Genomic DNA, 24,940 nt, shown 5'->3' on the forward strand with positions numbered 1-24,940 from the left:
ATGAACGCGTTGCAAGCCGGAGATCTCATCCATCTGCTGCCTGAGCTGATTCTGGTTGGCGCGGCAGTTTTCCTTACGCTGCTCGATTTGGCGCTTCCCCGCCGATTCGGCCGTTCGGCGCTCGCGTGGCTGACGCTCGCGGCGATCGCCGGTTCGGCTGCCGCCGTCGCGATGAAGCTGGGAGACGAGCCCGTGCGGCTGCTGAACGACAGCTACCGGATCGAGGATTACGCCAACTTGTTTAAGCTGGTGTTCCTCGGCGGCGGCGCCTTGGTCGTTCTTATGAGCATCGGTTCCATACGCGATGACGAGATTCCGCACAAGGGCGAATATTTTTACCTGTTCCTGCCGGCGCTTGTGGGAGCGATGGTCGTCGCTTCTTCCGGCGATCTGATCACGCTGTTTGTCGGGCTGGAGCTGCTGGGCATCTCCTCGTACGTGCTGGTCGGCATGCGCAAAGGAAGCGGGACCAATAACGAGGCGGCGTTCAAATACGTGGTGACGGGAGCGATCGCCAGCGCGATTCTGCTGTACGGATTTTCGTTCCTGTACGGCATGTCGGGATCGACGAATCTGGGCGCGATCCGGAACGCGCTGATTCAGAACTACGAGCAATACGACGCGATGATCTACTTGTCGTTCTTTCTCGTATTGGCCGGTTTCGCCTTGAAAGTGGCGGCGGCTCCGTTCCATGCCTGGGCGCCGGACGTTTACGAGGGCGCTCCGACGCCGATCACCGCTTTTCTGGCGGTCGTATCCAAGCTGGCCGCCTTCGCGATTCTGTTCCGCGTGATTTACAACGTGTACGCGTTGAATTCGCACCTTTACAAGGATGTGCTGCTCGCTCTGGCCGTATTGGCGGCCGCGGCGATGATTCTGGGCAACGCGCTGGCGCTGAAGCAATATAAAGTCAAGAGGCTGCTTGCCTTCTCCGGGATCGCAAATGCCGGTTATCTGTTTGTGCCTCTGGCGGCGAATTTTTCGCTTACGCATTACAATAACTTCAGCGAACTGCTGTACTACGGCATCGCCTACGCGGTTATGAATATCGGAGCGCTCGCCGTGCTGATGGCCGTGAGCAACCGGGGGGAGAACGAGGAGCTGTCGGCTTTCGCAGGTTTGTATCACCGGGCTCCTTGGACGGCCGCGGCGATGACGATTCTGCTTGTGTCGCTGGCCGGTCTGCCGGTAACGGGAGGTTTCTTCGGCAAGCTGTTTATCCTGCTTGGCGCCATGCAGACGGAGCTGTATTGGCTCGGAGCGGTGATGATCGTCACCAGCGTCGTCTCGTTCTATTACTACTTCGGTTTTATCCGTCAGATGTACATGCGTTCGTCGGGCAGCACGCCTCTGTCTCTGACCGGGCCTCTTGCCGTTGCGATCTGGATTTGTACGGTCCTCACGCTCGCGCTCGGCTTCGCCCCGCATATCGTGATTGGGTACATGACCGATTTGTTCCAGTTGCAATCGGATTTTTTGATCGGCTAACGGCTTGTTCGGGAGCGGCGCATCCTCCTGTTTGAAGGGGCGATGCGCCGCTTCTCCGTTTAACTTTTGCCAAGGCTCGTCGTCTATATATATAAGGGGATTCCCTGTATAATAGAAGAATCCGCTGGGCAAAGGAATCGCTGATATGAACCATTACCCGAACGGTTATTCTTATCCAAATGGTATCCATCCCAACATCAGCCGTCGGAACCGAAGGTTTCCCCGGCTGCCGCTCATACTGACGCTTATAGCGGTTTTGACGTTGCAGCCGGCCGCGTCCATCGTCCGGGCGACCGGCGGTTACGGCGCATCCTTCTCCGGCGACCGGCAATCTCCCGCTTTTGACGGGACGTGGATTGTGAAGTGGGCGTCCCCGGCCGGCATGCCGGACGCGATGGCGTTGGAGACGGACGTCGTACAACGGTTGGAGGCTACGCCCAATGCGGCTGTGATTCGCCCGAAGCGAGGAATTCCGGCCGACGAGTGGCAGCGCCGCTGGCAATCCGATACGGCTGTCGCGTATTTGACGCCGAATCAGATCGTGCGCAGCCACGCGAAGCCTTCCGACCCTTACGTGTCGTTTCAGGAATACCTAGGGCTGATCGGCGCGGAGGCCGCCTGGGAATTAAACGTCGATCTGACGCCGGTGAAGGTGGCGATCGTGGACACGGGAATCGACTACGACCACCCCGAGCTGAAGGATGCGGTCGACGAAGGCATCAACCTCGTCCAGCCGGGCAAGCCGGCCAAGGACGACAACGGCCATGGCACGAATGTCGCCGGAATTATAGCGGCGGTGCGCAATAACAAGGGAATTGCGGGACTGGCGAACCATGTCCGGCTGCTGCCCGTCAAAGCATTGGACCGGACCGGCAACGGCAAGGAAGCGCAATTGGGCGAAGGCATCCGTTACGCCGTCGAACAAGGGGCCAAAGTCATCGTGCTGTCGGTGGGGCTGATGAAGGACGATCCGTTTATCCGCGAAGCCGTCGAATACGCGGAATCGAGAGATTGCGTGCTTGTTGCGGCTACAGGGAACGAGGAAGGCCCCTATGTCAATTACCCGGCGGCCTATCCGACGGTGCTGGCTGTCGGCGGAATCAAGCTGGACGGTTCCGTGGAGCCTCGTTCGAATTATGGGCCGGAAGTCGATCTGGTCGCCCCGTGGAACGTGTATACGACCAAGCCGGGCGGGCGTTACGAATACAAGGACGGCACCTCGATGGCGGCTCCTCAGGTCGCGGCTGCGGCCGCTCTCGTACGGGGACGGCAGCCGGGGCTTAAAGCTTATGAAGTACGTTCCCTGCTCAAGCAAACCGCTCAAGATATCGCCGATCCCGGGTGGGATGAGCGTACCGGATACGGCATTGTCCGGATTGACCGCGCGTTGACCGAACCGGTACTCCGCGATCCCGCCGAACCGAACAACAACCGACTGTCGGCCTCTCCGTTCCCCGTTCATTCGTTTGTCTCCGGGGAGTGGATGCCCGGGGACGAGGACTGGTTCTGGTTCGAAGCGCCGGAGTCGGGGATGCTGGACATCAAGCTGCACGCCATCAGCGGCGAAGAAAAGCTGGCCGTGACCGGTTTCTTGGGGCCGAACGATTCCCAGGAAGGGCCGTACCATCTATCCAGCGTTCAACCTGTGCTGACGCTGTCCGTTCCGAAGGGGAGATCCTATCTTCGTGTGACGGGGGGCAATCGGCATCTGCTGTATCGGATCTCCTCGGAGCTCCGGATGGCGCCTGACGAATTCGAGAGCAACAATCGGCCGTATACGGCTTATACGCTGCCCGAAAGGTCCCAGGTTCTGACCGGAACCTTTCATACGGCCGACGATCAGGATTGGTTTTTGTTCCAGCCGAGCAAGAGGGGGTCGCTGCGGGTTCAGATCGCTCCTTCCTCCAAACGGATGGACCCGATCCTTACGCTCATCCAGCCGAACAAGACGCCCAAGGATATTGACGAAGGGGGCCTGGGCAAGCCGGAAGTTTTGCCGGCCATTGAAGTCAGCCCCGGCGTCGCTTATTACATCGGCGTCAGAAATTACGACCCGTTTGCGCCCGTCGGAACTTACAAGCTTCAGGTCGATTACGTGCCGGCGGCCAACGATCCGCATGAGCCGAACGACAAATCGTATCAGGCGACCGCGATCAGCTTCGGCGCTGCTTATGAGGGCATTATCGACGAGACGGAGGACGAAGACTGGTTCGCCTTCCATGTCGAACACGACAGTCTGCTCGACATCGCCGTGACAGGCGGCGGGAACGATCAGACGTATAAGCTGGCTCTTTTCGATTCCAACGTGAACGAACGGGATCAGACGTCGGGTGCGGGCGGGGGAACAGGCATCCAGTGGACGGCGCGCGTCAACCAGCCCGGGACCTATTATCTGCGCATCACGTCCGACCGCAAAAATCTGTTCCGCTCTTACAATCTGACGGTGAATCAAACGAAGCTCGTCGAAGGCTTCCTCGACATAGACGGCCACTGGGCGGAGAAGCAAATGGTTTCGTCGGTTCGGAGCGGTTGGATGACCGGTTACGACGGTTATGCGTTTAAGCCGGACCGCTACATCACGCGGGCCGAAATCGCTGCGTCGCTGGGGCGCGCATTAAAGCTGTCGGCGGGCGGGGACGCTGTCGCGTTTGCCGATGTGCCTGCGGAACATTGGGCGTACGGCGCCATCCAGGCGCTTGCGGCACGGGGCTGGCTGCAAGGGTATGCGGACGGCACGTTCGCCCCGGAACGGCCCGTTACCCGTGCGGAGATGGCCGTCTTGGTCGGCCGCGTCTTGCGGATTCCGGTCAAGAACATCGGGCCGGCTTCCTCGCCGTTCAAGGATGTGCCCGTCGGACACTGGGCGCAGCCGATGCTGCGGCAGATGTATGCCGGGGGCTGGATCGACGGCTATGACAACGGCACGTTCCGCCCCAACGACAATGCCACCCGCGCCGAATGGGCCGTCATGCTTACCGGCATGTTTAAGCGAGGGTGACGGTTACGGACCGTCCCCTCCTGATCCGAATCGTATACGGGGAGGGGCTGACGATGAGCGTCGATACGGCATTGGATTTGATGGAACGGCAAGCGTCCGTTGCCGGTCTGGTTCAAATTATCTTTATTTTGGCGGGGATCGTAGCGGCCTGGTTCGCTCTGCAGCAGGTCCGTTGGGATGTGTTCCTGAAACGGCCGAATCACCCGCTCAGCAAGCTGCTGCTCATTTTGCTTTCGATCGTGATCGGTTATAATGCCGCCCGGTTTCTGATCGATTACATGGCGCTGACGACCGTCCTCCGGAGCTTGTTCTAAGTCCGTACGCCGGAATAAGGGGACCGCCGAAAGCGAACAATGGGAAAAGGAATCTGCGCGGTTCGGTCATAAAATCGCCAGGCGCTGCGAAGGGTATAAAGTCGGTGTGTCTGGATGCCCAATCGCATCCAAGGCAAATGCTTCCGATTGTTCCAGCAGGTTTGAACTGTTACAATTAAGTATTGTGATTTTATAACCAGCGATATCAAACGTTTCATCCGGCAACGCGCCCTGGTTGGGATGGCGGTAGCCGATCTCGGTAGAAATGATCAGCAGCGAAGAACGCGAGGGGATTCTTGATGCATAAAATTATCGTCCGGGGCGGCCGCAGGCTGACCGGAACGGTTCGGGTGGGTGGCGCCAAAAACGCCGTATTGCCGATCATAGCGGCTGCATTGTTGGCGGAATCCGGCGAGTGCCGCATTCTCGACGTCCCTCATCTGGACGATGTCCGGACGATTTGCGGCGTCGTGAGCGCGCTTGGTGCGGGCGTCGAATTGGATGCCGATGCGCTTCGGATTAAGGCGGATCGGCTGACGACATCGGAAGCTCCGTTCGAGCTGGTCCGTAAAATGCGCGCTTCCTTTCTGGTGATGGGACCGCTGCTTGCCCGTACGGGGGTAGCGAGAATCCCGCTGCCGGGAGGATGCGCCATCGGCACGCGGCCGATCGACCAGCATCTCAAGGGCTTTGAGGCGATGGGCGCAAGCATCAGGCTTGAACATGGCATGATCGAGGCACAGGTGGACGGCCGGCTGCAAGGAGCGAAGATTTATCTGGACGTTCCGAGCGTGGGCGCCACGGAAAATATTATGATGGCTGCGGCGACGGCACGGGGAACGACGGTAATCGAAAATGCCGCCCAAGAGCCGGAGATTGTGGACCTCGCCAACTTCCTGAATGCGATGGGCGCGCAGATACGCGGAGCGGGTACGGGAATCATCCGGATCGACGGCGTCGATGCGTTGCACGGCTGCACTCATACCGTAATTCCAGACCGGATCGAGGCGGGTACATACATGATCGCTGCCGCCATTACCAGCGGACATGTGTTTGTGGAGAATGCGATCGGCGATCATCTGCGGCCGGTGATTTCCAAGCTGCAGGAGATGGGCGTCGAGATTCTGGAGCATGAGTCGGGCCTGGAAGTAATCGCGTCCGCCCCGCTGCGGGCGGTCGATGTCAAGACGCTGCCCTATCCCGGTTTTCCGACGGATATGCAGGCGCAGATGATGGCGTTGTTGACGGTATCGTCCGGCACGTCGGTCGTCACCGAGACGGTCTTCGAGAATCGGTTCATGCATGTGGAAGCTCTTCAGCGCATGAAGGCCAGCATCAAAGTCGACGGTCGGACCGCGATCGTGACCGGGCAAAGCCGGCTCGAAGCCGCAAAAGTTTGCGCGACCGATCTGCGGGCCGGCGCCGCGCTCGTGCTGGCGGCTTTGGCGGCGGAAGGCCAATCCGAGATTACCGGTACGCATCACATCGACCGCGGTTACGTCGCATTCGAGCAAAAGCTGCGCCAATTGGGCGCGGATATCGCCCGGGTGGCGATTGAAGCCGAAGTCGAACAAGCGGCGGTAGAGCGCACGCGGTTTTCGGCGAAGCCGTCTCTCGCCACTTTATAATTAAAAAGTTTGCGATATATCGATGAAAGGCCGTTCCTGTCGTGAACCGCCTCCCGTCAAGCAGACCGGTGAAACCATAAAAACCCGCTGCTGCAAGGGGAGCCGTTCATATCGGGAGCGGTTTGTTTTTTATCGTGGAAGATTGCGGGCGTCGGCGACTTGTATTCCGGAAGGGAAGGACGGGCGGTATTCCCGCCGTTTTTCCATTTCGGCGTTATCCCCTCGGCTCAGTCGGGCGACAGGCAACGTTCGTTCCGGCATAACGGTGACGGGCCAACTCCTATCCATTCCGGCAGACGAATTCGCTTCCGGCACTCTTGCGAAACCGGGGTTCTATGAAGTGTGCAAGCTTCATAGACTAGGAGTGTACAACCCATTCCGCTTCCCATCGCACAAGAGCACACGGAGGATTATCGCATGAACTTCTATCGCCTTAGATGGTTGAACGCGCTTCGAAGCATCGGATTGCAGCTATCCCGAACCGGAACCGCCGCCGCCCGCTCGTTTTCCGGCCGTCTGGCGAAAGCTCGGAGAACATATCGGCCGGGGCCGTTCTGGAAAAGGTCCGGGCGGCGGTTAGCCGATCGGCCGTCGGCAGGCGTGTTCGCGCTGTTGGGCGGATTGGCCTTCGCGGCCGTGCTGCTGACGGGACTGGCTGCCCGCCACGGGCCCGAGGACGCCGTCGGCCAACCTGCGTCCAGCGGTTTCGCGGACGGGGCGGATAGCGGCCCGGCCGCAAATTCGCCGGCAGGCGAACCGGGAGCCTCCGATTCGGACGGCAAACCGGCGGAAGAGCTTGTTCCCGCTGTGAACGCACCGAACCCGACCGTGACGGTATGGATATCGAAAACCGGGAAGGTGGAGCGCATCCCGCTAGAGCGGTATGTGCGCGGAGTGGTGGCCGCCGAGATGCCCCCGGAATTCGAGCTGGCGGCGCTGCAGGCGCAAGCGATCGCGGCCCGCACCTACGCCGTCAAGCGGATGGTCGACACGGCAGAGGCTGCGGTTACGGGCGCCAAGCCGTCGCAGGCGCCGGGCGGGGCGCTCGTCTCCGATACGGTCAGCGATCAAGCCTATGCGACGGAATCCGCGATTGCCGCCAAATGGGGGACGCCCGAACGTATGGACAAGTTGAAGCAAGCGGTCGAATCGACGGCCGGCCTTATTTTGACCTACGAGGATGCTCCCATTTTTCCGGCTTTCTTCTCGACAAGCGGAGGCCGCACGGAGAATTCGGAAAATTACTGGGAACAGAAGCTCCCGTATTTGCGCAGCGTCGAAAGTCCCTGGGAGAAGGATCTGTCGCCCAGGGCGAGCACGGTCGTCACCCTGAAGACAAGCGAAGTCGCCCGGAAGCTCGGCTTGCCGCAGGATGTGCCGGCCTCCGGCTCGGGATCGCCGCAGCTTGTCGAGCGGACAGAGGGCGGACAGGTGAAAAAATTGCGGATCGGCGGGCATATTTTTACGGGACGGGAAGTGAGAGAGAAGCTGGGCCTTCCGTCGGCTCAATTCACTTGGAAGATCGAGTCCGGCGAGATGACGTTTACCGTGTTCGGATACGGGCACGGGGTCGGCATGAGCCAGTGGGGCGCGCAAGGCTTGGCGTTGCAAGGGACCGGCGCCCGCGGAATCTTGCAGCACTATTATTCCGGCGTCAAGATCGCCGAACTGACGAACGCCATACTGCGGCGGTAAATCGAAAAAATCTCTATCACTCCACGTATAAAACCTATCACCTCGGCAACAATGGTTGATGAGGTGATGAACCAATGAGTGAACAAAAACAATCTTCCACTCATGAGAACAAATCAGCCCCCTCGACCCACGAAGGGCACGCACCGGCCGCACCAGGCGCTTGGCGGAGACTGCTGGCGAAAAAATGGGTGTTTCCGGCTGTGTACATGGCAGCAGCGGCAATCATCCTAACGTTACTGTGGGTCTACCAAAATTCCGGAGCCCCCTCCGAGGATTCGGTAGATATCCCGAAAACGGTAACGCAGGACAACGGCAAGACGGATGACTCTCTGCCGGCGAACGCGGGGGCGGGCACCGAGACGATGCGTATTCCCGCCGCCGAGGGCGTCGCGGTCGAAGTCGTCCGGCCGTATTTCGACAGCGAGGCCGAAAATGGCGCGAAACAAGCGGCCGTCATCCAGAACGGCTCCGAGTTCACGCTCCATACCGGCATCGACTATCAATCCAAGGACGGGCAGCCGTTCGACGTGCTCGCCGCGCTGAGCGGTACGGTCACGCGGGCCGAAACCGATCCGGTCGTCGGCAAACTGGTGGAGATTACCCATCCGAACGGTCTCGTCACCGTATACCAATCGTTGTCCGAAATCACGGTCGCCAAGGGCGTCACCGTCAAGCAAGGCGATACGATCGCCAAAGCCGGCCGCAACGAATTGGAGAAGGATCTCGGTTACCACGTGCACTTTGAAGTGCGCAAGGGCGACAGCAAAGAGTCGGTTAATCCGGCGGAATATCTGAATCCGTAAGCCGGACGGTAGGCCGGCAGGGGAACGAAGGGGCGCGCGCCGCGGCTCCTTGTTCCCCTTTTTGCACGTTCCCGCAGGAAACAGCGCATATAACGCCCCCCTGTTCATATAATGTACCAATCTGATCTCGAGCAGGGAGGCGAGGGATTTGCACGATTACATCAAAGAACGGACGATCAAGATCGGCCGCAGCTTGGTGGAAACCCGGCAAACGGTACGCCATATCGCCAAAGAATTTGGTGTGTCCAAAAGCACAGTCCATAAAGATCTGACGGAACGGCTGCCGGAAATCAACCCCGATCTGGCCAATCAGGTCAAAACGATTCTGGAGTACCACAAGTCGATCCGTCACCTCCGCGGCGGAGAGGCCACCAAAATCAAATACAAGCGTACCCGTCAAGGCAAGTCATCCCCCGAATCTCTGATCGGCATCCGCTCGTAATCGGGCGGTCCCTGCCGGAATAATTTTTCGGAAAAAGGAGGATTTTATCGTTCCATATCGAATACTACAATAGAATTTGGACCTTTCTGCTCATTTATGAACGTAGAGGCTTCGGGGATCGGGAGGATTAGTCGGGATGTTTAGCAAGGACATCGGAATCGATTTGGGTACGGCGAATGTGCTCATCCATGTAAAAGGCCGCGGCATCGTGTTGAACGAGCCGTCCGTGGTGGCGATCGAGCAGGATACGAAGCGGGTGCTGGCCGTCGGAGAAGAAGCGCGCCGCATGGTTGGACGCACGCCCGGAAACATTGTCGCCACCCGGCCGTTGAAGGACGGGGTCATCGCCGACTTCGAAATTACGGAGATGATGCTCAAGCACTTCATCAACAAAGTCGGAGCCCGATCATGGTTCAGCCGGCCCCGTATTCTGATCTGCGCACCTGCTAATATCACTTCGGTCGAGCAAAAAGCGATCCGCGAGGCGGCTGAACGCTGCGGCGCGCGGGAAGTGTTCCTGGAAGAGGAGCCGAAAGCCGCAGCGATCGGCGCCGGCATGGATATCTACCAGCCCAGCGGCAACATGGTAGTGGATATAGGCGGAGGAACGACGGATGTGGCCGTCCTGTCGATGGGCGACGTCGTGACCGCCTCTTCTATTAAAGTGGCGGGGGACAAGTTCGACGCCGCGATTATGCGTTATATCAAGAACAAGTACAAATTGCTGATCGGAGAGCGCACATCCGAGGACATCAAAATCAAGATCGGCACCGTCCTGGAGCGGGGGCGGGACGAAGAGATCGATATCCGGGGACGGGATATGGTCTCGGGCCTGCCGCTCACGGTGACGATTCACTCCGACGAAGTGCGCGAAGCGCTGTGGGAACCGGTGTCGTCGATCGTCGCCGCGGCCAAGATGGTGCTCGAACGCACCCCGCCGGAGCTGTCGGCCGACATCATCGACCGGGGAGCGATTCTGACGGGCGGCGGAGCGCTGCTGCACGGTTTTGACCAACTGCTGGCGGAGGAGCTGAAGGTGCCCGTGCTGATTGCGGACGACCCGATGGATTGCGTGGTTAAAGGAACGGGCATCATGCTGGATCATCTCGATAAAGTTTCCAACAAGAAGCTGGGTTAAGCGGAGGGAAGGCTATGATTCGCGGATTGTACACGGCCACGGCCGGCATGATCACCTCGGAGCGCAAGCACCAACTGGTTACGAACAATATCGCCAACCTGAACACGGTGGGCTTCAAGGCTTCCCATGCCGTTGCGCGTTCGTTTCCCGAGGTGCTGATCGGGATCATCAACGGCGGCGAAGGACAAGCCCAAGGTCAGCCGATCGGCCGTCTTCATACCGGCGTGTTCGCCGAGGAGTCGCTGAACTTGCATGTGCAAGGGGATCTTCGCGCGACCGGCAATCCGACGGATTTTGCCATCCGTTCCAACATTCAAGTGCCCGGCGTTCAATTCGACGCGTCCGGAAAAGGCGTCAACGCCGCGGGCGAAACCGTGTATCAGCCTCAGGCGTTTTTCGCCGTCCGTAACGGCGAAGGACAAGTCCGGTACACCCGTGACGGCCAATTCATCGTCGACGACGCGGGCCGTCTGTTGACCTCCGAGGGGTATGAAGTGCTGGGCTTGAACAACGAGCCGATCGTATTCGGCGCGGATACGGCGCCGGGCGCGGTTGCGGTCGGACCGGACGGCCGGTTCGTCAGCGCCGTTACCGGCGCGCCGCTGCTTGGCGCGGACGGACAAGCGCTGGGCGGGCTGCTGGTCGTCAGGATCGACAATCCATACATGCTGATCCGCGAGGGCAACGGCGTATTCCGTCTGGAGGAAGGAGCCGACGCGGTTCCGGTAACGGCTCAGGACGCGGTGGAGGTCAAGCAGGGCTATCTGGAGCGGTCCAACGTCGACGCGGCGCAGTCGATGGTCGATCTGATGGCGGCTGTCCGGGCGTACGAAGCGAACCAGAAGGTCGTACAAGCCTACGACCGGAGTCTCGAGAAAGCCGTCAACGAAGTCGGCAAAGTGTAACGGGGAGGCTTGAGACATGAATGCATCGATGATCGTCTCGGCTGTCAGCATGCAGGCGGCCCAACAGAAGCTCGACACGGTCGCGCATAATCTGGCCAATCTCAATACGCCCGGCTTCAAGCGCCGCGAGGCCAGCTTCCAGGATATTTTGACGAATACGATCATTCAGGAGCCGGGATTCGAGAAGGCGGGACGCAAGACGCCGCTCGGTTTGCCGGTCGGATGGGGAGCGAAAGTCGGACAAACGTCCGTCAGCCTGGTTCAAGGGCCGCTCGTTACGACGAATCGCGATCTGGATGTCGCTATCGAAGGCAACGGCTTGTTTCAGGTCGAATGGATAGACACGGACGCCAACGGCGGGGCCCAACCGCGCCGGGCCTGGACGAGGGACGGCTCCTTTCAACTGGTGCCCGTCGAGGGCGATCCCGACCGGATGCAGCTGGTGACGTCGCGCGGGGAATTCGTGCTGGACAGCGGCGGCAACCGCATCTACGTCCCGTCGAACGCCCGGGTGCATATCTCGGAGGAAGGCGTTCTGACCTTCTATCACAAGGCAACCCATGAGCGGCTCCCGGCGGATGGCGATCCGATCCGGCTCAGCGTGGGCCGCGTCGTCCGGCCGCACTTGCTGCAGAACATCGGCGACAACCTGATCGCGGTCGATGAAGCGGCCGGGGCTATCCGCCCGGATGCCTTCGATCCGGCCGACGGGTCGGACGCGGTCCGTCTGCGGCAGGGCATGCTGGAGCAATCGAACGTCAATTTCGGCGACGAGATGACCGAGCTGATGATTGCCCAGCGAGCCTTCGAATTGAATTCCCGCGCCTTCGCTTCGGCCGAGCAGTTGATGGGCTTGGCCGTGTCGATCCGGGCGTAGCGGATGATAAAGGAAGTTTTGCTTGATGAAGCGAACACCACCCGGTGAAGAAACAAAAGCGGATGTCAAAAGGGAAGCGAAAAATCCGCCATCCCGCCCGAAAAAGGAGAAGCAGCCTGCGCCGCCTTGGAAACGCCGGATTTTCATGGTGCTGCGCACGCTGCTTATCCCGTTGTTATGCTTGACGGCGTTAATCGCGGGATTGTTGATCGGCTACGCGGTCGTTGGAGACCAGCCTGCGGGCGACGTATTCAAATGGGGCACTTGGCAGCACCTGTTCGACTTAATATTTGCGGATTCATAGCTCCCCGCTTGTGGGAGCTTTCTTTTGGAGAGGAGCGGATCTGTCTGAACCTGCCTAATCTGTTAACGATCGGCCGCTTGCTAATGATTCCGCTCTATCTCTTTTTGTTTTTTGCAGGACACCCGATGCGGGCGCTCGTCGTTTTGTTTATGGCGGGAGCTACGGATGTGCTGGACGGCTACTTGGCCCGCCGCCGGGGCCAGGTTACGAGTCTGGGTTCGATGCTGGACCCGCTCGCCGATAAGCTGATGCTGCTTGCCGTCGTGCTCTCGCTGCTGATCGGCGGGTGGATCCCGTGGCAGGCGGCCGCAGCCATGGCGTTGCGTGATGCGGGGATGATCGCGGGTTCGGCGTTTTTCCATTTTCGAGGCAAGATGACCGTTCCCGCCAATGCAATGGGGAAGCTGACAACGGTATTCTATTATATAGCGATCCTTTTTATTTTCTTTAAGGTTCCGATCGCGATCCCGTTTTTGTGGGGGGTTATCGGCCTGTCCTTTGTCACGAGTGCCGTCTACATTTTGCTGTTCCGGAATTTGAACGATATGGGGCAGACGAAAAAGAGCATCTGAGGCGCGGCTTATCGAAAGGGGGCCGGCGCCTCATGCTCTCTATTTTAACCATCATGCCTGCAGACATGAAGGATAGACATAGTGTTGACAAGGCTCACCGCATTTTATTCAACCCGGTTCCAAACGGGCGCGACCCTATCACAAAGGAGATGTTTTTGATGCTGGATATCCAACAGATTCAAGAGATCATTCCGCACCGCTATCCGTTTTTGCTGATCGACCGGATTTTGGAGGTTGAACCCGGAGTCGCGGCTGTCGGGATCAAGAACGTAACGATGAACGAGCCTTACTTCGCCGGCCACTTCCCGCAGATGCCGGTTATGCCCGGCGTGCTGATCGTCGAAGCGCTCGCCCAGGTGGGGGCGGTCGCAATCTTGAGTGTGGAGGCGAACCGCGGCAAGATTGCGATGTTTGCGGGAATCGATGAGTTCCGGTTCCGCGGCCAGGTGTATCCGGGCGATACGCTGCGGCTGGAGCTTCGGATCACCCGATTGAAGGGGATGGTCGGCAAAGGCGAAGCCAAAGCGTCGGTCGGCGATCGGGTCGTCGCCGAAGGCCAGTTGATGTTTGCGTTGGTCGATCCGCAGTCTAAAAACGAATAAAAAGCGAATGATTTTATGAACAGAAATAAACGGAATGGGAGCGAGGGAGATCATATGACCACGGAGCGAGCGTTTGCGACTTATGAAAGCTGGCTGAATCACCCTGGAGTCGACGAAGCGACCCGGTCGGAGCTGCGGGCGATTGCGGACAACGCCAAAGAGATCGAGGATCGGTTCTATAAAGATCTGGAATTCGGCACCGGCGGGCTCCGCGGCGTGATCGGGGCGGGCACCAACCGTATCAACCGGTATACGGTGGGACGGGCAAGCCAAGGCCTTGCTCAATACGTACGGCGGACGGCCGGCGATCAGGCCTCGATCGTCATCGCGCACGATTCGCGCCACGGGTCGCCCGAGTTCGCGCTGGAAGCGGCGTTGGTCTTCGCCGGCAACGGTCTTCGCGCTTATCTGTTCGAGAGCTTGAGACCGACGCCGGAGCTGTCGTTCGCGGTTCGCCATCTGGGCGCGGCGGCGGGCGTCGTTATCACGGCCAGCCATAATCCTCCCGAATACAACGGGTATAAAGTATACGGACCGGATGGCGGCCAGCTCGTCACCGGACCCGCCAACGAAGTGACCGCGGAGTTTCTGGCTGTCGATCCGTTCGAGGACGTCAAGCGGCTGTCCCGCGAAGAGGCCGAAGCCCGCGGGCTGCTGAAATGGATCGGCGCCGAGATCGACGAGGCGTTTCTTCAAGCGGTGGCGTCGGTCAGCGTAAACCCGGAGGCGGTCCGAAAAGTCGCGGACGATTTCTCGATCGTGTATACCCCTCTGCACGGGGCAGGCAATCTGCCTGTTCGCAACGCGCTGGCGGCGGTTGGTTTTACGCGGGTGACCGTCGTGCCGGAGCAGGAGCATCCGGACCCCGACTTCTCGACGGTCAAGTCCCCGAATCCCGAGGAGCGCGAGGCGTTCACGCTGGCGCTGGAGCTGGCGAAGCGCGCGAATGCCGACATCCTGATCGGCACCGACCCGGACTGCGACCGGATGGGAGCGGTGGTCAAGAACGATCAGGGCGAATACGTCGTGCTGAATGGCAACCAGGCAGGCGCGCTGATGGCCTATTATTTGTTGTCCAGCCTGCGGGAACAAGGCCGGCTCCCGGATAACGGCCTGTTGATCAAGACGATCGTAACGGGCGAACTGGGCGCCGTCATTGCAGAATCGTTCGGCTTGACCGTCATGAACACGCTCACCGGCTTCAAATACATCGGCGAAAAAATGACGCAATACGAGAAAACCGGCGAGTACGCATACTTGTTCGGTTATGAGGAAAGTTACGGTTATTTGGCGGGTACGCATGCAAGGGACAAAGACGCGGTTGTCGCTGCCGTCCTCATCTGCGAGGCGGCCGCTTATTACAAGTCGCAAGGCAAGACCCTGTACGGTGTGCTGCTCGAACTGTACGAGCGCTACGGGTATTACCGGGAGCATCTCGAATCCCGGACGCTCAAAGGCATCGACGGGGTCGCCCAAATCGGCCGCATCATGGCGGATTGGCGGGATGCGCCGCCGTCCGAAATGGCGGGCGTCGCCGTCTCCAAGCAACTGGACTACAGTCATGGTTTGGACGGCCTGCCGAAGGAGAACGTGTTGAAGTTCATCCTGGCGGACGGTTCGTGGTTCTGCTTGCGGCCGAGCGGCACCGAACCGAAGATCAAGGTGTACTTCGGCGTGAAAGGCCAATCGGCCGAGGATGCCGAAGCCAAGCTGCAGCGGCTGATCCCTGCCGTTATGAGCCGGGTAGACCGTTGACGAGAGGCGCGCGGCGGCTCCTCCGGACCGGGACGGGTCCGGAGAGCGGCTGGCCGCCGTCTATTCTCCCAGAAGAAGGAGCGTGCGCAAGTTGCTAAATACGTATCAACAATGGAACCGGACGTCGGCGCGCTGGCTCTGGATCGTCGTGCTGGTGGCGGTGCTGGCCGCATTGCCGATGAACTTCGGCCGTCTTCAGACGGAGACGACGGAGGGAACCGATCAAGTCGAATTCGTGTTCGACTATCGGGATCTGGTCGAATTGTCGACTTATCGCAGCCATCCGGAGGAATACCGCCGGGAACAATTGTCCCGCATGAAGGAGCTTGGCATCGGCTCGATGGCTGTATACGAGTCGACGCTCGAGGAGCTTCGCAACTCGGGGCGCATCCAGTTGTTCACGCAGCAGGAGGCGCTGTTGCTGACCGGGGCCGGAGCGGCTTCGGCGGTACAACCCGGACGCAACCGCACCTATCTGCTGTTCGCGGACGCGGCGACCGGAAAGGAGCTTGAGCCGCTGCTGCGGGACACGTTCCAGAAACGGCTGGAGGTCGGCATGCAGCCGTGGTCGTTGGACGGACGAAGCGGTTATATTTTGGACATCGCCTACGAGGATGCGCTGATGAAGCCGATGTTCCCGGACCCGATCGCCATCCAGCAACTGCGCGACAGCGGCTTCCAGATTGTCGCCCGGTTGTCCAACCGGATGCAGCCGTTCTCCGTGGAGCGCGTCGAGGCGATGCTGGCGTATCTGCAAAGCCAAGGCGTCAAGCGAATCTTGTTCGACGGTACGGAAGTTACCGGGTACAGCGATAGTCCGGCCGATCGCGAGCAACTGCCGCAAGTGGCCGCCCTGCTGAACAAAAACGGCATCGGCCTCGCGGCTATCGAGTTGCTCAAGGCGCCGCAAAAAGGGTTCAATACGCTGGCGAATCAAACGGATTACAACGTCGTGCGCCTGACTTCGATCCAGGAGGCGGAGGTCGCGAGACTTACGCCGGACAAACTGTCCGAACGGATCGTGTTGGCCGTGAAAGACCGGAATATCCGGATGGTATTCTTTAACTCGAGAGCGGGCAAAGATACGGATAAAGCCGTTATCAACGATTACTTGGAGGACACGCTGTACAAGGCGCTGGAAGGTCCGGACGGCGCCGTCCGGAAGCTCGAGAATGCCGGCTTTAAGCTGGGGCTTGCGCAGCCGTTCGTCGAGCATGACGTGCCGATGAGCAAGCTGCTGAAAGTCATCGTCATGATCGGGGTCGTGGCTTTGGGAGCGCTGCTGATCGGGGAATTTATCGGCATATTGCGGCTCGCCGCGTTTGTTGTCGGCATGGGGGGAGCGGCGGCTCTGACGGTGCTGTCCGCGCCGGTCGCGCTGCAGGCCATGGCGCTGGCGGCGGGGATTTCCGCCCCGACCCTCGCGGTCATTCGCATCGTTCGCTGGACGGAAGAACGGAGAGCGGCAGGCGCCGGAGGCGGCGCGCTCGTCTCGCTGTGGAAGCTGCTGCAAGCGTTGGCTCTTACTTTTGTCGGCATCGTGTTTATGGTCGGTCTGCTGGACCATATCCAATATTCGCTGCAGCTTCAGCAATATCGCGGCGTCAGCCTGCACCATGCGGTTCCGATCGCGTTGGTGGCCTTGTATGTGCTGGCGTTCCGCGAGAAATTGCTGGGCGCCGCGTTCAACCGGCTGAAAGAGCTGCTGACGCTTCGCATCAGCGTCTGGATGGTCATCGCCGGAGCGGTGGCGGCTGCAGCGGGCTGGTACTACTTGTCGCGCACCGGCAATTCCGGACAAGCCTCGGCTTTCGAGCTGCTCTTCCGCTCCTTGCTGGAGGAGAAGCTGGGGGCCCGTCCGCGGTTCAAAGAGCTGATGGGACATCCGGCTCTGATCCTCGGAGTTTTCCTGGCCCTGCGCTACCGCTGGGGAGCGCTTCTGCTGATCGCCGGCGTCGTCGGGCAACTGTCCGTCTCCGGCACGTTCGCCCATTTCCACACCCCGCTCGCGATCTCGCTGCTGCGGGTATTTAACGGCGCATGGATCGGCGCCATTATCGGTCTGGCGCTGATCGCCGTCTGGACATTGGGCAGAAGGAGCTGGCTGCGATGGGCGGCAAAATAACCGGCCGACCGGTGCGGCTGGCGCTGTCCGGCTATTACGGCTTCGGCAACAGCGGAGACGAAGCGGTGCTTCAGTCGATCCTTCAAGCGCTGGATCAGCAGGGGCGGGAGCAGGGCGTCAGGATTGAGCCTGTCGTGCTGTCCGCCCGTCCCGATTGGACCTCCAGCGCCTATGGGGTCCGCGCGGCCCACCGGATGCGTCCGCAAGAGCTGTTCCGGACGCTGTCCTCCTGCGACGGCTTGATCAGCGGGGGCGGCAGTCTGCTCCAGGATGCCACCAGCTCCCGGACGATCCCGTATTACCTCGCCGTCCTGAAGCTGGCGCAATGGCTCGGGAAGCCGACTTTCGTCTACGCGCAAGGGATCGGTCCCGTGGAGCGTCCGCTGTTTCATCGGATGATCGCTTCGGTGCTGCGCCGCTGTTCCTACGTATCGGTGCGGGACGCGGAATCGGCGGCGCTGCTCGAGCGGATGGGCCTTGACCGCAAACGTATCGAAGTGGTGCCCGATCCGGTTATGGGCATGAAGTCCGAGGAGAACAGCGTTCGGGCCGAGCGGTTGGGAGGCAAGTCTCCCGTATTGGGCGTGTCCGTCCGCTACTGGCGGAGCGACCGGCAGGAGATCGGCCAATTGGCCGAAGCGCTGGACGCCGTGCTGGGACGCACGAACGCGCATGTGCGGCTGCTTCCGTTCCACCTGCCCTCCGATCGCGAGGCATCGGAGGAACTGCGCAACCGGATGGCTTACGGCCGTACGGATCGGGTCAGCCTTGCGCCGGACCTCGAGTCGCCGCTTGAGATGTTCGAGGAAGTGGGCCGGTGCGACGCGCTGATCGGCATGCGGCTGCACTCGTTAATTTATGCGGCGGCGCAAACGATTCCGGTGTTAGGGATTTCCTACGATCCGAAAATCGATCAATTTCTGCGGCGCCTCGGCGAAGAGGCGGTCGGTTCGACGGATTCCCTGGATGCCGAACGGGTCGCACTTGCGGCCGAGCGGCTGCTTGCGGACAAGGCGCATTGGCAGCGCGAGAAGTCGCCGCTCGTCGAAGCGCTCAAGATCCAGGCGCAGCAGCCGGCCAGGGAGATCGTGTCTTTTTATAAAAGGGAAAACCTGAAGTCATAAAGGAGCACGCTATGGAAACGGTACGGATCTTCGGCATCCCGGTAGCCAAAATGAACAAGCGCGAAACCGTGGAATACCTGACCCGGGCGGTCGAACAGAAGAAGCCTCACCACGTCGTGACGATCAACCCGATCATGATTATGGCGGCGCTTGAACATCCGGCGCACATGGCGGTGATGAAGCGGGCCGAGCTTGTCATTCCTGACGGGGCGGGCGTCGTCTGGGCCGCCGGATACGTCGGCAACCCGGTGAAGGAGCGCGTTCCCGGCATCGAAGTGATGGGCGAACTGCTTGCCGTAGCGGAACAGCGGGGATGGCGGGTGTACCTCGTCGGCGCTGCGCCGGAGGTCATCGCCGCTGCCGTCGAACGGATGCGCGCCGTTCACCCGAAGCTGCAGATCGTGGGGTATCGCGACGGTTATTTCGGCGAAGCGGAAGACGAAGCAGTCGTCGAGGACATCCGCCGGGCGGCTCCGGACTTGCTGTTTGTCGGGCGCTCGGCCGCTACCCAGGAGCCGTGGATCGACAAGTACAAGGAACGCTTGTCCGTTCCTGTCATGATGGGTGTGGGCGGCAGCTTTGACGTATGGTCGGGACGCATCAGGCGGGCTCCCGCGATTTTCCGGAAATTGCATCTGGAATGGTTGCACCGGCTGCTTCGCGAGCCTTCGCGGTTTCCCCGCATGCTTGCTTTGCCGAAATTCGCGCTCAAAGTCATTCGAGAGAAAGAGAACGTTCAAAAACCTTGAAAATATCCGTGAAAACAGTTCGAATCGGAACTTTTTCGCAATTTCGCAACTTTGTTGGTTACCCATACGTCAGATATAATGAAAAGCAGTGTTTTAGGCGAGGAACTATTACTCACAGATGAGCTGGAATAGGGGAAAGGGGAAACCGATGAGTTACGGATTGCAGATTGCCGCTTTCGCGGGGGCGGGATTGGCCGCTTTGCTGCTGACGCCTTGGGTCAAGGCGTTTGCCGTGAAGATCGGCGCGATCGATGTACCGAACCATCGCAAGGTACATACGCGTATCATGCCGCGACTCGGCGGTTTGGCGATATATCTGGCGTTCGTTCTGGCGACGCTGGGAGCATGGCTGTTTGCCGGCAGCGATATCGATTGGAAGGTCGCTCTCGGTTTGCTGCTCGGAGGAACGGTAGTGGTGGCGGTCGGAGCGCTGGACGATAAGTTCGAGCTGTCCCCGAAGATGAAGCTGCTGGGCCAGATCGCGGCGGCGCTGATCGTCGTTTCGTTCGGCGTTCGCATCGAGCTGCTGAATATTCCGTTCGGCGAGACCGTTGTCGATACATCCTGGCTGAGTATCCCGCTCACCGTGTTTTGGATCGTCGGCGTCACGAACGCCGTCAATCTGATTGACGGATTGGACGGTTTGGCCGCAGGGGTATCGGGCATCGCCAACGCAACCATTCTGGTGCTGGCGGTTCTGATGGGCAACGGGACCGTTATTCTGCTGAGCGCCATTCTGCTCGGCAGCATTCTCGGCTTTCTCGTGTACAACTTCCACCCCGCCAAAATCTTTATGGGTGACTCCGGCGCGCTTTTCCTTGGGTTCGCGCTGTCGACCTTTTCGATTATGGGCTTTAAGCAAGCGACGCTTGTTTCGTTTATCGTGCCGCTTGTCATTTTGGCCGTTCCGCTGGGGGATACTTTTTTTGCGATCATTCGCCGCGTCCTGAACCGGACGCCGATCTCCGTCGCGGACAAAAGCCATTTGCATCATTGCTTGCAGCAAATCGGGCTTAGCCATCGCCAGACGGTTCTGGTCATCTACGGCATCTCGGTTTTCTTCGGCCTTTGCGCCGTACTGCTGTCCCAGACCGCCAATTGGGTGGCCGTCATTATCGTCGCGGTTCTGCTGCTGATCATGGAGCTGGGAGCGGAAGCGATCGGCATCTTCAGCAAAAGCAGAAAACCGCTGCTGACGCTGTTCTCCCGGCTGCGCTCGAAGCCGGCGGACAACTCGCGTTCGCGGCTGTAAGGCAAGCACTTATATCATCGTATTAACGTAAACCGCCTCGCGGCAGACGGCAGTCTGTCGCTGGGGCGGTTTTTTGTTGCGGATGAACCGGCGATTGCAACCTCGCGGCGGCAGCGTGCGTCTATTTGGATGGCCGGAAGCATAATTTTCCAGCGGCGAGCACTCCCGTTATATCGGGCGCCCGGCATTGGCCGGAGATCTATTTTCGCCGACGGCCTTCAGTTTTCCAGCCGCCCGGCCGATAAATCAGGTATACGCGAATCTTTATCTGCACTGAAGCGAAGGAGGAGCCATGGACACACGCAAAAAACGCAATCGCTGGACAAGCCTGTTGCTGATTGTTGCCTTGCTGTGCGGTCTGTTGCCGGCTATGCCCGCAGCCGCCGCGGCCAGCATCACGATTACGTCTCCGTCGGGCACGGAGACCAATCCCAGCCGGGTGACAAGCGGACTGATTCATGTAAAAGCCGATATTACGGGAATCGATGCAAGCCAGATTCCCGCTTTGTACTACGAGGTGCAAAACATCAGTGCCGGGACGGCCCCCGAAAAGGTGACGCTGAACAAGGCGCAGCAAACCGGGTTGAACGAGATAACCTTCTTCAACGTCGCCCTGACGGAAGGGACGAACAAGATCACGATCTATTTGGGCGAGACGACCAAGACGGTATCCAATTCCGTGTTCGTCCTGTACTCGGCGATTACGGGAATCACCAACCTGAAGATCGATGGCAACTCGTTTATGGATGGCGGCATCTACCCGAAGGAGCCGAAGCAGCGTTTTCTGATCACGGGCGAAGCTTCGAACGCGCTTGAGGTGTACGCCTATGTGAACGGCGGCACCCGCCCGTATTATGGGCAGGTGAACGGCGGCCAGTTCTATTTCCTGGTCGAGGACATCGGCCTGACGGGAAGCAGCCAGACCGACTTTAAGCTGCGTCCCGGCAACAACGAGATCGAGATCGTCGCGGTCAACAACACGAACAGTTACCGCACGAAGCGGACGTTTATCTATGATAACGGCAATCCGTTCGTTTACGATGTGAAACTGAAAGAAACATCTTCCGGCGTTACGCATGATTTGGCTTCCGAGCCGACCGTCACGACCACGATGCTGGAAGTCAGCGGCAAAATGAAGGTCGATCTCGATCTGGCCCAAAAGCCGGCGACCGTAACGAAATTCACATACGGCGAGATCCAGACCAACTTCGGCGGTCCGGGTTCGCCGATTAGCAATCAGTATTTCTTCGTAACGAATCCGCCCGCCGGTTCGGCTTTGTCCAATCCGAAGGTGGAAGACGGATATATTCTTTATGATTTTACTTACGTGCACAATATCGGCGGCACCGGCATTCCCAACGTCCAAACGATGAACTTTGTGTTCTACGACGACCGCGGACTTTCGGTGACCGTTCCGTACACGTATTATTATCAGGACCCGAACGGCGCCTACGTGGAAAAGGTTCACCGGATGGAATATGACGGAACCGCGTGGGTGGAACGCGAGCAGTTGGCAACGTCCGGCGAAAACCTGATCGGAGAGCTGCCGTCGAAACTGAAGGTCTATGTCAATGCGAACACGCAGTCCATTACGGCCACGCTTGACGGAGCTCCGCTGCCGGTCTCGGCGGTAAGCGGCGGCACGGCTATCATCGATCTGCCGAACACCACCCCTGACGGCGTGCGCAAGCTCAGCATCGTGCCTTCCAACGGCAGCGGGCCATTCCCGACAGGCAGCAAGACGTATGACCTGAACATCACAAGCGTGCCTTACGTCATTATCAGCAACCTGAATAACGGCCAGATTTTGAAAAGCATCGCGTCTCTGACGTGCGGCGCCTCCACGCGGTGTATCACCGGCTCCGTCGTAAACGCGACGATCGGCACCGGCGGCGGATATAAGCTGGATGTCGTCTACGACGGCGTGTCCATCCCGGCGGCCAACCTGACGGAGAATACGAACGGAACGTTTACGGCGATCCTTCCGAATCCGTCCAGCGGTACGGATACCGAGGGCAAGCATTCGATCATCGTGAAGCTGTACAAGATCGGCACGCCGTCGAATACGCTTGTCACCGAGAAGATGATCGAGTTCTTCCTGTTCTCGAAGGACGCTCCCGAATTCGGCGACATTCAGCTTCTTCCCCGCCTGGCTTCCGAGCTGCAGACGTTCGTGCCGGCGCAGTCGCCCGATATGTACGTGACCAATGAATCGTACGTCCGTCTGGAAGGTGTCATGAAGAATGCGTCGAGCATCAAAGTAACGGTGCGCAAGAAAAACGACAAGGGCGAGCCGCGCATCCTGTGGCATCAGGTTGCCGGCGGGACGCATACGACTTCGGGCAATATTTTGTCCGAGGACGCCGTCAACGGCCAAGGAGCCGCAATTCCGGATCGCCTCTTGAAAGATGTGGTGAACCCCGGCGGTCAAACCGAGGGACGTTTCTATACCTATGACCTCAAGCTTATGCCGAGAGGCGATACGGTGATCGAGATCGAGATTACCAACGGCACGGTGACCGCGGTCAAAACCATCACCATCTCGCGCGAGCCGTTGCCGTACCGGATTCTGGAGCCGAAGCGGCTCGTCAAGAACGCGCAAGGCGAAGACCAGGTCAATATCAACAGCAACTTCCTTCCGATTCAGATTGAAGCGGAAGGCGCCGATCAAGTGCTGTTCGGGAAAGATCCGGCGATCCGCAGCACAGCCGACAAGAACCTGTTTACGTATGAAGTGCGGGGATTGAAGCCGGGTAAAAACAAAATCAAGTTTACGGTCGTGCGGGGCACGCAAAAGCTGAACGGCGAGTTTACCGCGTTCTATACGAATACCAATCTGCCGGGCTCGATGTACAAGACGACGATCAGCAACAAGATGGACGTGTTCGACAAAAGCATTCAGTTGTCCTTCCCGAAAGGCACGCTGCTGAAGCGGTACAACCCGAACGATGCGTATCCGATTCTGACGAACGAGCGTCAGATCCTGTTCGGCATCGCCGATCCGCTGAATGGCCGGGTAGACCGCGAAACGTACAAATCGACCGACGTTCAAGTCAAGCAAGGGGAACTGCTTCTGGCCGATCCGGCAGGGCGTTTCCGTCCGGCCAGCGACCTGTACTGGATCGACGCCGGCACCATCAAGGATAAAACCGATCCGTTGCAATCGGACAAAGATTACACGCAAGCCGCGCTTATCGGAAGCGGGCGCGATCCGTACGCGGGCGACGTCTTCTTCGGACGCAGCAACAACGACCTTGTCGTCCCGACGCGGACCGGAACGCTGACGCTGAAGTTCGATCCGAACATCCGCGACGAAGCGTGGAAATACGTAACGGTCTTCCATTTCGACACGTTCGTCGATTACCGCGGAATCCCGGGCTCCCGCTGGCGCAACCTTGGCGGCGTTGTGGACAGATCGAAAAATACGATCACGGTCCCGATCGAGAAGTTCGGCTTCTATCGCGTCATGTATATGGACAAGAGCTTCGACGACGTCACCAGCCATCCGTGGGCGCGGGATGCTCTGGATACGCTGTACGCGAAGGGCATCATGCTGAACAAGGGCACGTATTCCTTCGTTCCGAACGACCCGATCAGCCGCGGCGAGTTCGCGACGATGCTGGTCAAAATCTTCGAGATTCCGCTCCAGTACGACTCCCGGCCGACGTTTACGGACGTGTTGGAAGTGAACCCGCTGTCCAACGGCCTCTACGAGTATAAATATATCGAGACGGCCGCGCGCGTCGGCATCGTGAGGGGAACGACCGGAGGACGGTTCTCGCCGGATGCGGCCATCACGCGCGAAGATGCGGCGGTCATGATCGCCCGCGCGGCGGATCTCAAGCTGGGCACCGATGAGGAGAAGGTATTGAAAAACTTGCAGAAGGCGTTTACGGACGCCAATACGATCGACCCTTATGCCAGAGCGGCTGTCGATGCCATTACGAACAAAGGATTTATCGAAGGCAAGGAAAACGTGCTGCTCCCCGGCCAGAAGAACCCGACGGTGCGTTTCGATCCGAAAGAAACGTTCACCCGCGCGGAAGCGGCCATGGTCGCCATGCGCGTCATGAAAGCCGAAGGCAAAATACCGAAGTAAGAGCAGAAATGAGGCGGGAGGCCGCGGACTCATACGTCTGTGGCCTCTTCTCCTTCGTGGGAATATACGA

19 protein-coding genes are annotated in these 24,940 nt (G+C 59.3%); all 19 read left to right on the plus strand.

Annotation, left to right across the window (positions count from 1 at the left end):
- The 19 genes from FE781_RS12135 (at position 1) to FE781_RS12225 (ending at position 24,870) form a co-directional block, all read left to right on the plus strand.
- The gene (locus FE781_RS12135; protein WP_138789894.1) at positions 1 to 1,488 is read left to right on the plus strand and encodes an NADH-quinone oxidoreductase subunit N; all 1,488 of its coding nucleotides are present in this window, start codon (positions 1 to 3) and stop codon (positions 1,486 to 1,488) included.
- Positions 1,489 to 1,750: 262 nt separating this feature from the next.
- A complete protein-coding gene (locus FE781_RS12140) occupies positions 1,751 to 4,486 on the plus strand; it encodes a S8 family serine peptidase (RefSeq protein WP_170209526.1) in 2,736 nt (911 codons plus the stop codon).
- A 53-nt stretch (positions 4,487 to 4,539) separates the two neighbouring features.
- Positions 4,540 to 4,800: a DUF1146 family protein gene (locus FE781_RS12145; RefSeq protein WP_246068159.1), complete on the plus strand. Its 261-nt coding sequence runs from the start codon at positions 4,540 to 4,542 to the stop codon at positions 4,798 to 4,800.
- Positions 4,801 to 5,099: 299 nt separating this feature from the next.
- Positions 5,100 to 6,428 (plus strand): UDP-N-acetylglucosamine 1-carboxyvinyltransferase, encoded by a 1,329-nt coding sequence (gene murA / locus FE781_RS12150; protein ID WP_138789896.1) that lies wholly within the window; start codon positions 5,100 to 5,102, stop codon positions 6,426 to 6,428.
- A 417-nt stretch (positions 6,429 to 6,845) separates the two neighbouring features.
- Entirely contained in the window at positions 6,846 to 8,123 is a 1,278-nt protein-coding gene (gene spoIID, locus FE781_RS12155; protein WP_138789897.1) for a stage II sporulation protein D, read from the plus strand.
- A 206-nt stretch (positions 8,124 to 8,329) separates the two neighbouring features.
- A complete protein-coding gene (locus FE781_RS12160; RefSeq protein WP_246068160.1) occupies positions 8,330 to 8,926 on the plus strand; it encodes a M23 family metallopeptidase in 597 nt (198 codons plus the stop codon).
- Positions 8,927 to 9,074: 148 nt separating this feature from the next.
- The gene (gene spoIIID / locus FE781_RS12165) at positions 9,075 to 9,368 is read left to right on the plus strand and encodes a sporulation transcriptional regulator SpoIIID (protein WP_138789899.1); all 294 of its coding nucleotides are present in this window, start codon (positions 9,075 to 9,077) and stop codon (positions 9,366 to 9,368) included.
- A gap of 136 nt (positions 9,369 to 9,504) precedes the next feature.
- Positions 9,505 to 10,506, plus strand: coding sequence for a rod shape-determining protein (gene mreB / locus FE781_RS12170; protein WP_138789900.1), 1,002 nt, complete (start codon positions 9,505 to 9,507; stop codon positions 10,504 to 10,506).
- A gap of 14 nt (positions 10,507 to 10,520) precedes the next feature.
- Complete coding sequence (locus tag FE781_RS12175) at positions 10,521 to 11,411, plus strand: flagellar hook-basal body protein (RefSeq protein ID WP_138789901.1); 891 nt, start codon at positions 10,521 to 10,523, stop codon at positions 11,409 to 11,411.
- Positions 11,412 to 11,427: 16 nt separating this feature from the next.
- The gene (locus tag FE781_RS12180; protein WP_138789902.1) at positions 11,428 to 12,288 is read left to right on the plus strand and encodes a flagellar hook-basal body protein; all 861 of its coding nucleotides are present in this window, start codon (positions 11,428 to 11,430) and stop codon (positions 12,286 to 12,288) included.
- Positions 12,289 to 12,433: 145 nt separating this feature from the next.
- Entirely contained in the window at positions 12,434 to 12,592 is a 159-nt protein-coding gene (locus FE781_RS12185; protein WP_138789931.1) for a DNA-directed RNA polymerase subunit beta, read from the plus strand.
- Between the two features lie 44 nt (positions 12,593 to 12,636).
- Positions 12,637 to 13,164, plus strand: coding sequence for a CDP-alcohol phosphatidyltransferase family protein (locus FE781_RS12190; RefSeq protein WP_211346356.1), 528 nt, complete (start codon positions 12,637 to 12,639; stop codon positions 13,162 to 13,164).
- Between the two features lie 158 nt (positions 13,165 to 13,322).
- Entirely contained in the window at positions 13,323 to 13,766 is a 444-nt protein-coding gene (fabZ, locus tag FE781_RS12195; RefSeq protein WP_138789904.1) for a 3-hydroxyacyl-ACP dehydratase FabZ, read from the plus strand.
- A 54-nt stretch (positions 13,767 to 13,820) separates the two neighbouring features.
- The gene (locus FE781_RS12200; protein ID WP_138789905.1) at positions 13,821 to 15,521 is read left to right on the plus strand and encodes a phospho-sugar mutase; all 1,701 of its coding nucleotides are present in this window, start codon (positions 13,821 to 13,823) and stop codon (positions 15,519 to 15,521) included.
- A gap of 82 nt (positions 15,522 to 15,603) precedes the next feature.
- Positions 15,604 to 17,646, plus strand: coding sequence for a DUF5693 family protein (locus tag FE781_RS12205; protein WP_138789906.1), 2,043 nt, complete (start codon positions 15,604 to 15,606; stop codon positions 17,644 to 17,646).
- A complete protein-coding gene (gene csaB, locus FE781_RS12210) occupies positions 17,631 to 18,770 on the plus strand; it encodes a polysaccharide pyruvyl transferase CsaB (RefSeq protein ID WP_138789907.1) in 1,140 nt (379 codons plus the stop codon). The genes FE781_RS12205 and csaB overlap by 16 nt, the downstream gene beginning before the upstream one ends.
- An 11-nt stretch (positions 18,771 to 18,781) precedes the next feature.
- Positions 18,782 to 19,519, plus strand: a complete 738-nt coding sequence (locus FE781_RS12215) for a WecB/TagA/CpsF family glycosyltransferase (RefSeq protein ID WP_138789908.1) — start codon at positions 18,782 to 18,784, stop codon at positions 19,517 to 19,519.
- Positions 19,520 to 19,667: 148 nt separating this feature from the next.
- Positions 19,668 to 20,771 carry an MraY family glycosyltransferase gene (locus FE781_RS12220; RefSeq protein ID WP_138789909.1) on the plus strand — a complete coding sequence of 368 codons (1,104 nt, stop codon included), beginning with the start codon at positions 19,668 to 19,670 and terminating at the stop codon, positions 20,769 to 20,771.
- Between the two features lie 292 nt (positions 20,772 to 21,063).
- Entirely contained in the window at positions 21,064 to 24,870 is a 3,807-nt protein-coding gene (locus FE781_RS12225) for an S-layer homology domain-containing protein (protein ID WP_138789910.1), read from the plus strand.
- The last annotated feature ends 70 nt before the right edge of the window (positions 24,871 to 24,940 follow it).

The organism is Paenibacillus thermoaerophilus (assembly GCF_005938195.1).
GTDB classification, from domain to species: Bacteria; Bacillota; Bacilli; order Paenibacillales; family Reconciliibacillaceae; genus Paenibacillus_W; species Paenibacillus_W thermoaerophilus.

Coding starts and splice junctions, on each gene's coding strand:
- FE781_RS12145 (WP_246068159.1), top strand. CDS start 4,540: ATGAGCGTCGATACGGCATTGGATTTGATGGAACGGCAAGCGTCCGTT.
- FE781_RS12215 (WP_138789908.1), top strand. CDS start 18,782: ATGGAAACGGTACGGATCTTCGGCATCCCGGTAGCCAAAATGAACAAG.
- FE781_RS12180 (WP_138789902.1), top strand. CDS start 11,428: ATGAATGCATCGATGATCGTCTCGGCTGTCAGCATGCAGGCGGCCCAA.
- mreB (WP_138789900.1), top strand. CDS start 9,505: ATGTTTAGCAAGGACATCGGAATCGATTTGGGTACGGCGAATGTGCTC.
- fabZ (WP_138789904.1), top strand. CDS start 13,323: ATGCTGGATATCCAACAGATTCAAGAGATCATTCCGCACCGCTATCCG.
- spoIID (WP_138789897.1), top strand. CDS start 6,846: ATGAACTTCTATCGCCTTAGATGGTTGAACGCGCTTCGAAGCATCGGA.
- FE781_RS12175 (WP_138789901.1), top strand. CDS start 10,521: ATGATTCGCGGATTGTACACGGCCACGGCCGGCATGATCACCTCGGAG.
- FE781_RS12225 (WP_138789910.1), top strand. CDS start 21,064: ATGGACACACGCAAAAAACGCAATCGCTGGACAAGCCTGTTGCTGATT.
- FE781_RS12220 (WP_138789909.1), top strand. CDS start 19,668: ATGAGTTACGGATTGCAGATTGCCGCTTTCGCGGGGGCGGGATTGGCC.
- csaB (WP_138789907.1), top strand. CDS start 17,631: ATGGGCGGCAAAATAACCGGCCGACCGGTGCGGCTGGCGCTGTCCGGC.
- FE781_RS12135 (WP_138789894.1), top strand. CDS start 1: ATGAACGCGTTGCAAGCCGGAGATCTCATCCATCTGCTGCCTGAGCTG.
- FE781_RS12160 (WP_246068160.1), top strand. CDS start 8,330: ATGGCAGCAGCGGCAATCATCCTAACGTTACTGTGGGTCTACCAAAAT.
- FE781_RS12185 (WP_138789931.1), top strand. CDS start 12,434: ATGGTGCTGCGCACGCTGCTTATCCCGTTGTTATGCTTGACGGCGTTA.
- FE781_RS12200 (WP_138789905.1), top strand. CDS start 13,821: ATGACCACGGAGCGAGCGTTTGCGACTTATGAAAGCTGGCTGAATCAC.
- murA (WP_138789896.1), top strand. CDS start 5,100: ATGCATAAAATTATCGTCCGGGGCGGCCGCAGGCTGACCGGAACGGTT.